Raw genomic sequence first — 11,962 nt, 5'->3', positions numbered from 1 at the left:
CCGGCAAAAGGGCCCCATGCCGAGGGGCATGCGGATGCCGCGCGGCGTAAAGAGGCGCGCCGCGCACCGGGACACGAAGCGGGGGGGGCGCGACCCGAGTGGTTCGCGCCCCGCCCTCTCTCTGCTTCTGCGCTGCGTGTACGTCTCAGGTTCAGATACGGACCTGCACCGCGCGGGCCAGCCGGTCGTGCAGTCCGCGGCCGTCGCGGTCCCAGACCAGGGCCGGGATCACCAGGCACAGCAGCACGCTGCGCACCAGCACCCGCCCGAACCCCAGGCGTCCGCCGTCCTCGGCGACGACCTTGATGCGCAGCAGGCGCTTGCCGGGTGTGCAGCCGATGGTGCCGACGGTGAGCACGCTCAGTACGAGGAAGACGCCGAGCGCCCAGTTCCCGGCCGCCTGCTGGTCACCGCGAGCGAACAGCCCGTATGCGATCAGCATGCACAGGGCCCAGTCCACGAAGATCGCGCCGAACCGCCGCCCGAGTGGTGCGACGGCACCCGGTCCCTGCTCGGGAAGACCGAGCCGCTTGCCCCGGTAGCCGAAGTCGGCGCCCATCTCCTCGGCGGCCGCACGCGGTCCGGAGAGCCACGATCCGATTGCTTGCCTATTGTCCACCCGACCACGGTACTGCGCCCGCTTCCGCGCCCCGCCGGGCGGGGCAGGGACCGTCGGGGACATCGCGCCGAAACCGGCGCGGAACGTGCCGGGAACCGGCCGTCGCCGCGCGCATGAGGTGCCGCTCACACCCGGGCCGGTTAACTTCGGCGAAACAAATGGGTCATGCTTGAGAAATCCGGTCTGCCTATGGTCGGGTCCAGCGTGTGCCACCGCACTGGCCACACAACGAGCTGCAACCCCGTCCCTCCCGGGCCGGGAGTAGGAGGAGTTGGATGTTCCAGAACGCCGACGACGTGAAGAAGTACATCGCCGACGAAGACGTCAAGTTCATCGACGTCCGGTTCTGCGACCTGCCCGGTGTGATGCAGCACTTCACCATCCCGGCGGCGGTCTTCGACCCGACCGAGGAGCTCGCCTTCGACGGCTCCTCGATCCGCGGCTTCCAGGCCATCCACGAGTCCGACATGGCCCTGCGCGCCGACCTGTCGACCGCCCGTGTCGACCCGTTCCGCCGCGACAAGACCGTCAACATCAACTTCTTCATCCACGACCCGATCACCGGCGAGCAGTACAGCCGTGACCCGCGGAACATCGCCAAGAAGGCCGAGGCCTACCTCGCCTCCACCGGCATCGCCGACACCGCGTACTTCGGCCCCGAGGCCGAGTTCTACGTGTTCGACAACGTCCGCTTCCAGACCTCGGCGAACGAGTCCTTCTACCACATCGACTCCGAGGCCGGCGCCTGGAACACCGGGTCGGAGGAGAACAACCGCGGCTACAAGGTCCGCTACAAGGGCGGTTACTTCCCGACCCCGCCGGTGGACCACTTCGCCGACCTGCGTGCCGAGATCTCCATGGAGCTGGACAAGAACGGCCTCCAGGTCGAGCGCCAGCACCACGAGGTCGGCACCGCCGGCCAGGCCGAGATCAACTACAAGTTCAACACGCTGCTCGCCGCGGCCGACGACCTGATGCTCTTCAAGTACATCGTGAAGAACGTCGCCTGGCGCAACGGCAAGACCGCGACCTTCATGCCGAAGCCGATCTTCGGTGACAACGGCTCGGGCATGCACGTCCACCAGTCGCTGTGGGCCGGCGGTTCCCCGCTGTTCTACGACGAGCAGGGCTACGCGGGTCTCTCGGACATGGCGCGCTACTACATCGGCGGCATCCTGAAGCACGCCCCGTCGCTGCTGGCCTTCACCAACCCGACGGTGAACTCCTACCACCGCCTGGTCCCCGGCTTCGAGGCCCCGGTCAACATGGTCTACTCGCAGCGCAACCGTTCCGCCGCGATGCGCATCCCGATCACGGGCTCCAACCCGAAGGCCAAGCGCGTCGAGTTCCGCGCCCCGGACCCGTCGTCCAACCCGTACCTCGCTTTCTCGGCCCTCCTGATGGCCGGCCTGGACGGCGTGAAGAACAAGATCGAGCCGCCGGAGCCGATCGACAAGGACCTCTACGAGCTGGCTCCCGAGGAGCACGCCAACGTCCAGCAGGTCCCGACCTCCCTCCCGGCCGTGCTCGACGCCCTCGAGGCGGACCACGAGTACCTGCTGGCGGGCGGCGTCTTCACGTCCGACCTCATCGAGACGTGGATCGACTACAAGCGCACGCACGAGATCGCCCCGATCCAGCTGCGCCCGCACCCGCACGAGTTCGAGCTGTACTTCGACCTGTAGGCCGCGCCTGCCCTGTGAGCTGGGGTGGCGTCATTCCGGCGCCCCCTCAGTCCGCACAGAGTCCGCAAGACTAACGATCTTGCCGTTCATCACGCGCTCTACAGCGGTCCGCGTCGACTCGTCCGAGTCCGGCCACAGGTGACCGTAGGTGTCCAGCGTCGTCTTCGCCGAACCGTGGCGGAGACGGTGCTGGACCACTTTCACGTCGGCCCCCGACGCGATCAGCAGCGAAGCATAGAAGTGCCGCAGGTCGTGGAATCGGAAGCCATCCGGCAGGCCGTCGACCTTCCCTCGGATCCGGCGCATCTCCCGCTCGATCTGCCACGGGCCGACCTGCTCGCCCTCCTCGTCGACGAGGAGGTGTTCCCGCCCGGCGCAGAGCGGCTTGAGCACGGACACGAGACTGTCCGGGATCGGCACCGTCTCGCCGCTCATCTCCGTCTTCAGCGGAAGCGCCGGGTACTGCACCGCCGGGGTGACCGTCCGGGCCGTGAGGTCGACGTCCGCCGGCCGGAGCCCGCACGCCTCCCCCACCCGCAGCCCGACGAACGCGCCCAGCAGAAGCGCGGGCTGATACTTCACCGCGGCCAGCTCGTACAGGGCCCACAGCTGGGCTTCCGTCGCCACATAGGCGCGCTGCTTCCCCGCGCCCGGTGATGTCCGCCGCGAGCACGGGTTCGCCGGGACCTTGCGGTCAAGCACGGCGTCCCGCATCACCTGCGACAGCCGCGAGTGCAGGGCGAACAGGTACGACGCGGACAGGCCCTCGGCCCCGAGACGGGCCAGCCAGTTGCGGACCATGCTTGGCTGCACCGCGGCGAGCGGGAGCGGGCCGAACTCCTGCCGGATCCGCGCCAGGTGCACGTTCGCCTGCCGGACACTCGATGCCCTGCGTGATCCGTAGCCCTGAATCCAGACGTCGCACCACTCGTCGACGGTGACCTTCCTCGACTTCGGGTCGACGTACTGCCCGGTGACGATGCTCGCCGTCTCCTCGTCGATCCAGCGCTGCGCGTCGACGCGCCGGCCGAAGTGCCGCGCGTGCTCCCGCCCGGCCGCGTCCCGGTACCGGGCGCGCCACTTCCCGTTGGGGCGCTTAGCGATGCTCGCCACTGTCGCCCCTTGTCGTGATAGTCCCGAGTTCAGACCTCTTCAGCCACTCGATGGCCGCACGCTGTCCGTCTGGGGTCGTGGTGTCGAAGCTGACCCATTCCCCTTCCGGCGCCTGCGCAGTGAATTCGCGGCGGCGCTCCCCGGGCAGTTGCCGGCTACCCCGGATCCACTCGCGAGCAACGGCCACCGGAACGAGCGTCTCCGGCGTCACCTGGTACGCGGCGTCATCAGCAGCATCGATGGGCACCAAGAGGTGCACCGGTGCAACGTTCAGCGCTGCGGCAAGGGCAAGCCACTCGGCGAGGCTGACGTTCTCACGGTTGCCGTTCTCCAGCTTCGCAACGGTGCTTCGCTGCCAAGCGATGCCTTGTGCGGCAAGTCGGTCCGCGAGCTGCTGTGCCGTAAGGCGCCGCTGCTCGCGTGCCTCACGCACTCGCTCCGCCACAGTGGCCGTGGGGGACCACACCTTGTTTTGTTCCATGAGGGAACACTAAAGGGAACTTGCGGAACACGCAAGAGCGAGGCACCATGAGCGCCAACGGGCACTCATTGCCCGCCGATGTTCTCTGAAAGGACGTGAACGACCCATGGCGACTCGCCTCCTCTCGCCTGCGGAACTCGCCTCGTACCTGGGTGTGCCGGTCAAGACGGTGTACCGGTGGAACCACATGGGCACCGGGCCGAAGCCCTGCCCCGTCGGAAAGCATGTGCGCTACCGCCCTGCGGACGTCGAAGCGTGGCTCGATCAGCGCCAGGCCGGGGGCGCCGCGGCATGAGCGCAAGAAGAAACCCCCCGGCGGGCAACCAGGGGGCTGAAGACCAGCGGGCGAGCGGGTCGACCACCACCGTACCGCGCGCCTCCGTCATCGCCTACTGCCGCGCCTACGCGGCCCGCGGATGCTTCGGCCGGTACTGGGTCCTCGTGATCGACACCTGCCCGTACTGCCGGCGCACCCACCGCCACGGCGGCGGCGACCAACTCCGCCCCACCTACGGGCACCGCTCCGCTCACTGCGGCAGCACCGGGCCCCACCGCGGCTACTGGCTGGAGCCCGTCACCGAGGAGGCAGCGTGACACCCCTCGAAGGCGCACTCTGGCTCATCCGCCACGGCTTCCCCGTGTTCCCCTGCGACCACCCCGGCACCGAGCGGTGCAGCGGCATCGGACGCGGCCACGACCCGGCCGTCTGCACCGACCGGGGGAAGCACCCCTGCGTCCCGTTCACCCGGGCCCACACCCTCGACGACGACCAGGTGCACAGCAGCATCGGCGGCCGGCTGCGGAACGTCGGTGTCGCGGTCGGCGCCTGCGCGGGCCCGGACGGGGCACGGCTCCTCGTCGTCGACTCCGACCGGCCCGGGGCCATCGAGGACGCCGCCGAAGCGTTCGGCCACCGCCACACACCCACGATGCGCGTCGTCACCGCCAAGGGGCACCACGACTACTACTGGGCCCCGGCCAGCACAAGGCTCGGCAACGGGCTCGGCGCGCTGCGCGGCAAGTTCGACGGCGACGTACGCAGCGGCAACGGCTACGTCATCGGCCCCGGGTCCGTGCACGCGACCGGTGTCGTCTACGAACTGGCCGACTCCGAGCAGCCGCCCGCGACCGTGCCCGCGTGGCTTCTCACCGCGCTCCAGAGCACACCGGAGCGACCGGCCCCCGCCCCCGCCCAGTTCGGCCGCAAGGCACCCGACCGCCTCGCCCCGCTGGTCCGATTCGTCCTTGAGTCCCCGTCCGGGGCCCGCAACAACCGCCTGTACTGGGCCGCCTGCCGCGCCTTCGAGCACGACGACGCCGCGCCGAACATCGCGGGCGCCCTGCTCGCCGCCGCCGCGCACGTAGGGCTCTCCGAAGCCGAGGCCCGCCAGACCATCACCTCCGCCTACCGATCAAGGGCCACCCGATGACCGATGACACCGCCGCGAAGGCGCGCGAAATCCTGGAACAGAACGGCATCGAGGAGCCCGAGGAGAGCAAGGGCCGCGGACCCTCGCAGGCCGCGCAGCTGGTCGCGATCGCCCGCAAGCGCTACGACCTGTTCATGTCCGAGGACGGGCGCCCCTACGGCGTGAAGACCGACGGGGCGAACATCGCCCTGCCGCTCCGCGGGAAGGCCGGCCTGCGCTCCCAGCTCTCCCGCATCTACAACGACGAACACGGCGGCGCCGTCGCCTCGCAGTCGGCGCTCGCCGACGCAATGACCGTCCTCGAAGGCGTCGCCCAGGCCGCCGACCCCCGCATCCCGCACGTCCGGGTGGCGCGCCACGGGGACGGAGTCGTCGTCGACCTCGGCGACGCGGACGGCCGATGCGTCGTCATCACCCCCGACGGGTGGGACCGTGCGGCCCGCTCCCCGGTCCTCTTCCGCCGCTCGGGCGCCATGAAGCCCCTGCCCGCGCCCCTGCGCAACGGCGACGGCCTGGCCAAGCTCCGCGACCTGCTCAACACCGACGAGGAAGGGTTCCGGCTCCTCGTCGCCTGGCTGGTCGCCTGCTTCATCCCTGACCTGCCGCACCCCATCCTCACCTTCCGCGGCGAGCAGGGCACCGGCAAGTCCTACTCGGCGAAGATGGTCATCGGCATCATCGACCCGTCCGGCGCCCCGAAGCGCACCGCGCCCCGCGACATCAAGTCGTGGGCCACCCAGGCGTTCAACTCCTGGGCCCTGTGCCTCGACAACGTGTCCGTCATCCCTGACTGGCTGTCCGACGCCCTGTGCCGCGCGGTCACCGGTGACGGCATCGTCGACCGCGCCCTGTACACCGACGACGACGTCGTCGTGCTGGAGTTCCGCCGGGTCCTCGCCATGACCACCATCGACGCGGGGGCGCTCGCCGGGGACCTCGCCGAACGGCTGCTCACCATCGAGCTCCACCTGATCCCCGACCACAAGCGGCGCGAGGAAGCCGAGATGGACGCGGCCTACGCCGACGCCCATTCCTCGATCCTGGCATCCCTGTTCGACCTCCTCGCCCAGGTGCTCAAGGTGCTGCCCGACGTCGTCCTGACCGAGCGCCCCCGCATGGCCGACTTCGCCCGCGTCCTGGCCGCCGTCGACAAGGTCCAGGGCTGGAACACCCTCGGCTCGTACAAGGCCAGCGCCCGCGACGCCGTCACGGACGTCCTCGACGGCGAACCGTTCGCGCAGGCCGTGGTGGCGCTCGTCGACCGGGCAGGCGCTGACGGTCTCACCCTCACCGCGTCGGAACTGCTGGACCGCGTCCCCACCCCCGACAAGCTGCCGAAGAAGTGGCCAAAGGACTCAACCCGCGCCGGCGGACAGCTCAAGCGCCTCGCCCCAGCACTCCGAACCGTTGGCATCGAGGTCGACGACAGCAAGCGCGGCCCGAAGCCGCTCCGGCAGCGCCTCTACCGACTCACGGCAACAACAGAGAGAAGGTACGAAACAGCGTCCCCAGCGACCCCCAACACCCCGAATAGTGCTCTGACCAGCGAAAACAGGGGGGTCGCTACAGGGGGGCCGCTAGCGACCCCCCACCCTGCCGGGGGGCCGCTGGGGGGCACTGAGGGGGCCGCTGAACTCTTCGCAGCGACCCCCCACGACACCACCCCTGACCTGCACCTTTCCTCGCTGGGGGACGCTGGGACGCCGGGGGACGCTGAAATGCAGCCTCTCTCCAGTCAGCCCGTGTGCCTCGCCTGCAACCACCCCATGGACCCGGTACTCACCGCAGCCGGTGACACCCACCACCCCGGATGCGAGTAGCCCCTGATGCCGAGGACAACCACCCCGCAGCACCGGCTGCACTGCCCCGCCTGCCGCGCCACCCGCCCCGCCCGGGAGGTAGGCACAGCCCGCATCGCAGGCACCCGGCACACCCTGGTCCAGTGCACCGACAAGGCGTGCGAACTCATCTGGGCCACCCGCACCCCGGCACCTGCTCGTGACCGCGCCGCCTGACTCAACGGCGGCCCGGCTCATCGGCCCGGACGGCTCCGTCACCATTCCCCCCGAGGTGGCCGGCGAAGTCCTCCGGGCCCTCATCCGAGACCTCACCGCCCGCGTACAAGCCGACGGCGGCGAGGTCACCCCCGCCGTCCGCCATGTCCTCTACGCCCTCCACGAAGCCGCTCAACACCCACCCGCCACCAACCCGAGTTCCGCCGCCGGAACCCCGCCCGACCCCCCTGCCACAGTCGAACTGACCGCGTACGAAGCCGCTGCACTCATGGGATGCAGCACCGAATACGTGCGCCGCCTCGCCCGGACCGGCCGCGTCCCCGCCCGACGCGCCGGCCCGGCCTGGCTCATCAACCGCCAAGCCCTCGACACCTACAGGAAAGGAACGGCCGCATGACCAACCGCCTCACTGCGGCGCACGAAGCTGCCTCCGCCGACGTGGCCACCGCCGTCCAGGAAGCCGACGAAGCCGCCGCCCTCGCTGCCGCCCTCGAAGAGCGCGTACGCAACGGCGACGACACCGTCACCCCCGAACAGATCGCCAACGCCCGCGAACTCGGCACCTTCGCCCAACTCCGCGCCGACGCCACCCGCCGCAAAGCCGAGAATGCCAAGCGCGACGCCCGCCTCGCCGACCTCACCGAACTCAAGGCCGACATCGACGCCTACACCCAAGCCACCGACCCCGGCCAGCTCGTCGACGACCTCTTCAACGCGCTGCTCGCCTTCGTTCAGCACTTCAACGACCACAACGCCCGCGTCGACCAGTGGCGGGCCCGCATGGTCGCACTCGATGTGCCCAAGGTGCAGGGGCCCCTCGGCCTTCACACCGACCATGCCCACCTCGGACGCAACGGCGCCGAACTCTACGTCGACGACACCGTGTACGAGCCCGTCAACATCAAGGGCAACCTGACCTACTTCCTGGACCAACTGGGCACCGGGGTCGCCTACCTCACCTCCCGCCCCGACAGCCCCCGCTCCGAGCAGGCACAGGCCAACGCTCAGGAGCGCATCGACAGAGTGAAGATCGCAGCCCGATCCGGCGTGCGCACACGGAAGGGACAGGCCGCATGACCCACCCCCCTACCTGGACCCACCCCACCGGGCAGATCACCGGGGACGCCGTCAAGGCACTCACACCCGAGGAGTACGTACAAGCCGCGGACGCCGGCCTGCTCGACAAGCACCTCGGCCGCGCACCACGACCGCCAGCCGAAGGACAGCTCACCCGCACCGACCTCAACGCCATGAGCCCCGAGCAGATCGACACGGCCACCGAGGCCGGCCAGTTCGACAAGCTCATGCGCGGCGACGCAGCCTGACCCCTCACCCCGCAACCGACGCCGCACACCACAGCACTGCGCAACGCAGAGCACCAGTCCGACGCAACGCCGGACGACACGCAGCGCCACCGCCACCCAGGAGCGGACGAGCCCGGCACGCCGTGGATACGGGCGCAGCTGGCGCAAAGCCAGCACGGCGTACCTCGAAGATCACCCGTACTGCGAATGCGACACCTGTACGCCCCTCCCGCCGCTTCAGCGCGACCTTGCCACCGAAGTGGACCACCGCGACGGCCTCGGCCCGCTAGGCCCCCGTGGATACGACCCCACGAACTTCCAGGCGATGAGCAAGAGGCACCACAGCCGCAAAACCGCAGCCGAGACCTTCGGCACCTGAGCACCACAACCCCATAGGCACTCGTCGCTGATCACGACGAGCAGAAGCCCCCGACCCTCTCCGGGTGTCGGGGGCTTCGTCATACCCGGAGACGCCCATGAAGCGCACCTGCACCGAACCCGGATGCGACCGAACCCACCGAGCACGCGGCCTCTGCTCCATGCACTGGAAGCAGCAGCACGGCACGAGGAAGCGCTACCGCATCGACTGTGCCTGGTGCGGCAAGGAGCACGAGACCCCACGCGAGAACGGGCGCTACTGCTCACACACATGCGTGCGGGGCATGCAGAACTATGAAGCAGGCACCAACGTCTCCCAGCTTCCACAAAGCCACCCCGCCATGCCCGAGCGCATCCCCAACCGCACCTCATGGCCCAGCTGCCGTGTCTTCCTCACCACATGCACGATCTGCAAGAAGCTGTTCGCCACCCCATACACGATCAGCACATGCAGTACCCCCTGCACCCGGGCCAAGAGAAGGGCTACCCGGCGTGAAGAGGAACACCGCCGCCGCGCACGTGAACGTCAAGCGTTCGTAGCACCTGTTGATCGGCAACGGATCTTCGAACGCGACCGATGGCGCTGCCACATCTGCAACAAGAAGATCAGACGCACAGCCCATGCTCCCCATCCTCTGTCTCCGTCCATCGACCACGTGATCCCTCTCGCGGTCGGCGGAACGCATGAGCCAGCCAACGTCCGGGCTGCCCACTTCCTCTGCAACGCACTCAAGAGTGATCGAGGCGGCAACGAGCAGCTCATGCTGATTGGTTGACGTTCCCGCTGGTCACGGAGGGTAGGGGATGGACCCCACCGGCCAGGGGGTGGAGAGACGCGGGGGAGGGCGCTCGGTGGGGCGGAGGGTTCAAAGGGTCCGCCGCCGTCACGTTGCGTGACGACCTTCTTCGGGTGCTTCAGCTGCCCGGCCCTCGCGAGGGCCGGGCGTTGTTGCGTGCAACGGGGCGGAGTCTGGGAGTCGCTGCAATCTTGCGCAACTGCCGTTCAGGGCAGGGCAGGGGGCTGCATGCTGGTGCCCCCACCAACGGGAAGGGGGCGCCACCATGACGCTCAGGTTCATCGGCACCACGTCCGAGCACGGGAACTGCCCGACGCTGTACGAGGTCGAGGAGACCGGCGACATCGTCGTCCAGGGCGACCGGCTCACCGATCCCGAGCACCTTGCCCAGCTGCGCGATGTCGGCGAGCACGAGACGTTCGTTGTCATCCCCCGCGAGCTGCTGACCCGCTTTGCCCCCAAGGAGTGACCGTGTCCCCGTTGATCCCCTTCAAGGAGATCACCCATCTGTTCGCCGAGTTCCAGCACACCGCGTTCCGTCTGGAGACTCGCCGCGGCTACGCCACCGACCGGGCCGGCGCCCGGTTCCAGGAGTTCATACGGGGCACGGACCCGGCCCCCGAACCGGGCCACCCGTGGAACGTGAACGTACGGGCCAAGGCGGAGCAGGGCGCGCGGTTCTCTCGGGTCCGGATCGTTGATGACCCGCCCACGGACGGGCAGCGGTTCCTCATGGCCACGGCTGCCGGGAATGTCGAGGCGGGCGAGGACATCCGCGTACTGCCGCGCGCCGGGGCGGTGCGGCTGGGCCTGCCCGACTTCGACCTGTGGCTGTTCGACTCCCGGACCCTGGTGCGCATGCACATCGACGACACCGACACCACAACCGGTGTCGAGCTCATCGACGACGCGGGCGAGGTGCTGGCCGCCTGCCGCGCCCGTGACGCTGCCCTCGCCGCCGCCCGGCCTTCTGCCGAGGTCTGGGCGCGGGTACGTTCGGCCGTGTGAGTACGGACTTCCAGAGCGGCCGCGAGGCGCTCGGCGCGCGGCTGGGCGAGTTGCGCGCCGAGACCGGTCTCAACGGCAAGGAGTTCGCCGAGCGGCTCGGCTGGCAGCGGTCGAAGGTGTCCCGCCTCCAGAACGGCCGGCAGACCGCAAGCACCGCGGACCTCGAAGCATGGGCCCGGGCCGCGGACCGCCCGGACGCCGCCGCGGACCTGCTCGCCCGCCTGCGCGGCCTGGAATCCCAGCAGCGCCACTGGAGGCGCCAACTCGCAGCGGGAGACGCCCCGGTGCAAGACCGGTACGTCATGGAGTACCGGCGCACGACCACGATGCGCGGCTACGAACCCACCGTTGTGCCGGGGCTGTTCCAGACACCTGACTACGCGCGCCACCTCATGGCGCAGAACGCAGAGCTGATGTGCTCCCCGCGAGACACCGAGGCAGCCGTACAGGCGCGCATGCGCCGTCAGGAGGTGCTGTACGAGGCGGGGAAGCTGTTCCGTGTCCTCGTGTGGGAGGGCGCGTTGCACGCGGTCGTTGGCGGACGGCAAGTCATGGCCGGCCAGCTGGACCGGCTTGTCGGACTCATCGGCATGTCCACGGTGGAACTCGGCGTCGTCCCCCTCGGCGCCTTGATGCGCGTCACGCCGAAGCACGGGTTCTGGATCTTCGACGAGCAACGCGTCGTCGTCGAGACCATCAACACGGAGTTGCAGTACGACTCCGCCGACGACCTCGCCCTGTACGGCCGGGTGTGGGACAGGTTGCACGCGGCTGCGGTGTCCGGCCCGCAGGCACACCGCCTCATCGCCCGGGCGCGCGCCATGGTCGCGGCAGTGTGAGCAACCAGCGCCAACGCTCCCGCGGACACGAGCAATCGCACGCAATCGCTGTGCTCGCGCGCCCTGCGCGTTCATAACGTGCTGGCCATGGCCTCACAGACGAACATCTCGCGGACAGCAACCGGCGGTTGGTGTCACTGGCACAAGGGTCCGTCCGGGACTGCGGTGCTGGTGCAGGTGATCGAGCAGGGCTCGGGACCGGGTGGCCGCTTGTACGCGTGCGCCCCGTGCCGGGAGCAGCGCGGCCTCGCCCCATACGGCGCGCAGCGGTGACCACCGCCCCATCCCGGCCG

At 69.5% G+C, this 11,962-nt stretch carries 16 protein-coding genes; 13 read left to right on the top strand and 3 right to left on the bottom strand.

The genetic code is table 11. From position 1 onward, the window contains the following. Positions 1–151: 151 nt before the first annotated feature. On the bottom strand, positions 152–619 hold the full coding sequence (locus ACIQMX_RS21215; RefSeq protein ID WP_363072877.1) for an RDD family protein: 468 nt from the start codon (positions 617–619) through the stop codon (positions 152–154). A 275-nt stretch (positions 620–894) separates the two neighbouring features. On the opposite strand from ACIQMX_RS21215, the gene glnA reads away from it, so the two are divergent. Beyond that, positions 895–2,304, top strand: a complete 1,410-nt coding sequence (gene glnA / locus ACIQMX_RS21210; RefSeq protein ID WP_363072879.1) for a type I glutamate--ammonia ligase — start codon at positions 895–897, stop codon at positions 2,302–2,304. 30 nt (positions 2,305–2,334) lie between these two features. Here the strand turns inward: glnA and xerC are convergent, their stop codons facing one another. Next, positions 2,335–3,417, bottom strand: a complete 1,083-nt coding sequence (xerC, locus tag ACIQMX_RS21205) for a tyrosine recombinase XerC (RefSeq protein ID WP_402480195.1) — start codon at positions 3,415–3,417, stop codon at positions 2,335–2,337. Further along, positions 3,401–3,898 (bottom strand): multiprotein-bridging factor 1 family protein, encoded by a 498-nt coding sequence (locus ACIQMX_RS21200; protein ID WP_402480192.1) that lies wholly within the window; start codon positions 3,896–3,898, stop codon positions 3,401–3,403. Before ACIQMX_RS21200 ends, xerC begins: the two co-directional genes overlap by 17 nt. Positions 3,899–4,004: 106 nt before the next feature. Here ACIQMX_RS21200 and ACIQMX_RS21195 point away from each other — a divergent pair, with 106 nt between their 5' ends. From ACIQMX_RS21195 to ACIQMX_RS21140, 12 genes are all read left to right on the top strand, one after another. Next, the gene (locus ACIQMX_RS21195) at positions 4,005–4,193 is read left to right on the top strand and encodes a helix-turn-helix domain-containing protein (RefSeq protein WP_360862514.1); all 189 of its coding nucleotides are present in this window, start codon (positions 4,005–4,007) and stop codon (positions 4,191–4,193) included. Beyond that, positions 4,190–4,492, top strand: coding sequence for a hypothetical protein (locus tag ACIQMX_RS21190; protein ID WP_402480189.1), 303 nt, complete (start codon positions 4,190–4,192; stop codon positions 4,490–4,492). The genes ACIQMX_RS21195 and ACIQMX_RS21190 overlap by 4 nt, the downstream gene beginning before the upstream one ends. Beyond that, positions 4,489–5,328 carry a bifunctional DNA primase/polymerase gene (locus ACIQMX_RS21185; RefSeq protein WP_402480186.1) on the top strand — a complete coding sequence of 280 codons (840 nt, stop codon included), beginning with the start codon at positions 4,489–4,491 and terminating at the stop codon, positions 5,326–5,328. The genes ACIQMX_RS21190 and ACIQMX_RS21185 overlap by 4 nt, the downstream gene beginning before the upstream one ends. Next, positions 5,325–7,148, top strand: coding sequence for an ATP-binding protein (locus tag ACIQMX_RS21180; protein WP_402480184.1), 1,824 nt, complete (start codon positions 5,325–5,327; stop codon positions 7,146–7,148). Before ACIQMX_RS21185 ends, ACIQMX_RS21180 begins: the two co-directional genes overlap by 4 nt. Before the next feature lie 6 nt (positions 7,149–7,154). Next, positions 7,155–7,343: a hypothetical protein gene (locus tag ACIQMX_RS21175; protein ID WP_360455645.1), complete on the top strand. Its 189-nt coding sequence runs from the start codon at positions 7,155–7,157 to the stop codon at positions 7,341–7,343. Continuing rightward, on the top strand, positions 7,327–7,740 hold the full coding sequence (locus ACIQMX_RS21170; protein ID WP_360455648.1) for a helix-turn-helix domain-containing protein: 414 nt from the start codon (positions 7,327–7,329) through the stop codon (positions 7,738–7,740). The genes ACIQMX_RS21175 and ACIQMX_RS21170 overlap by 17 nt, the downstream gene beginning before the upstream one ends. Next, positions 7,737–8,420 carry a hypothetical protein gene (locus ACIQMX_RS21165; RefSeq protein WP_402480180.1) on the top strand — a complete coding sequence of 228 codons (684 nt, stop codon included), beginning with the start codon at positions 7,737–7,739 and terminating at the stop codon, positions 8,418–8,420. The genes ACIQMX_RS21170 and ACIQMX_RS21165 overlap by 4 nt, the downstream gene beginning before the upstream one ends. Continuing rightward, positions 8,417–8,668 (top strand): hypothetical protein, encoded by a 252-nt coding sequence (locus ACIQMX_RS21160; protein WP_402480177.1) that lies wholly within the window; start codon positions 8,417–8,419, stop codon positions 8,666–8,668. Before ACIQMX_RS21165 ends, ACIQMX_RS21160 begins: the two co-directional genes overlap by 4 nt. A 518-nt stretch (positions 8,669–9,186) precedes the next feature. After that, on the top strand, positions 9,187–9,801 hold the full coding sequence (locus tag ACIQMX_RS21155) for an HNH endonuclease (RefSeq protein ID WP_402480175.1): 615 nt from the start codon (positions 9,187–9,189) through the stop codon (positions 9,799–9,801). Positions 9,802–10,087: 286 nt separating this feature from the next. After that, positions 10,088–10,291: a hypothetical protein gene (locus tag ACIQMX_RS21150; protein WP_402480173.1), complete on the top strand. Its 204-nt coding sequence runs from the start codon at positions 10,088–10,090 to the stop codon at positions 10,289–10,291. A 2-nt stretch (positions 10,292–10,293) separates the two neighbouring features. Next, complete coding sequence (locus ACIQMX_RS21145; RefSeq protein WP_402480170.1) at positions 10,294–10,830, top strand: DUF6879 family protein; 537 nt, start codon at positions 10,294–10,296, stop codon at positions 10,828–10,830. Next, a complete protein-coding gene (locus ACIQMX_RS21140) occupies positions 10,827–11,669 on the top strand; it encodes a helix-turn-helix domain-containing protein (RefSeq protein ID WP_402480167.1) in 843 nt (280 codons plus the stop codon). Before ACIQMX_RS21145 ends, ACIQMX_RS21140 begins: the two co-directional genes overlap by 4 nt. The last annotated feature ends 293 nt before the right edge of the window (positions 11,670–11,962 follow it).

It is taken from the genome of Streptomyces sp. NPDC091416 (assembly GCF_044756845.1).
Taxonomy (GTDB): domain Bacteria; phylum Actinomycetota; class Actinomycetes; order Streptomycetales; family Streptomycetaceae; genus Streptomyces.
The sequence above is the reverse complement of the archived record's forward strand: the minus strand, read 5'-3'. Positions and strand labels throughout refer to the sequence as shown.

Excerpts from the sequence above, each read along its gene's own strand:
- glnA (WP_363072879.1), top strand. The coding sequence starts at position 895 with ATGTTCCAGAACGCCGACGACGTGAAGAAGTACATCGCCGACGAAGAC.
- ACIQMX_RS21200 (WP_402480192.1), bottom strand. The coding sequence starts at position 3,898 with ATGGAACAAAACAAGGTGTGGTCCCCCACGGCCACTGTGGCGGAGCGA.
- ACIQMX_RS21195 (WP_360862514.1), top strand. The coding sequence starts at position 4,005 with ATGGCGACTCGCCTCCTCTCGCCTGCGGAACTCGCCTCGTACCTGGGT.
- ACIQMX_RS21190 (WP_402480189.1), top strand. The coding sequence starts at position 4,190 with ATGAGCGCAAGAAGAAACCCCCCGGCGGGCAACCAGGGGGCTGAAGAC.
- ACIQMX_RS21180 (WP_402480184.1), top strand. The coding sequence starts at position 5,325 with ATGACCGATGACACCGCCGCGAAGGCGCGCGAAATCCTGGAACAGAAC.
- ACIQMX_RS21175 (WP_360455645.1), top strand. The coding sequence starts at position 7,155 with ATGCCGAGGACAACCACCCCGCAGCACCGGCTGCACTGCCCCGCCTGC.
- ACIQMX_RS21165 (WP_402480180.1), top strand. The coding sequence starts at position 7,737 with ATGACCAACCGCCTCACTGCGGCGCACGAAGCTGCCTCCGCCGACGTG.
- ACIQMX_RS21160 (WP_402480177.1), top strand. The coding sequence starts at position 8,417 with ATGACCCACCCCCCTACCTGGACCCACCCCACCGGGCAGATCACCGGG.
- ACIQMX_RS21155 (WP_402480175.1), top strand. The coding sequence starts at position 9,187 with ATGCACTGGAAGCAGCAGCACGGCACGAGGAAGCGCTACCGCATCGAC.
- ACIQMX_RS21150 (WP_402480173.1), top strand. The coding sequence starts at position 10,088 with ATGACGCTCAGGTTCATCGGCACCACGTCCGAGCACGGGAACTGCCCG.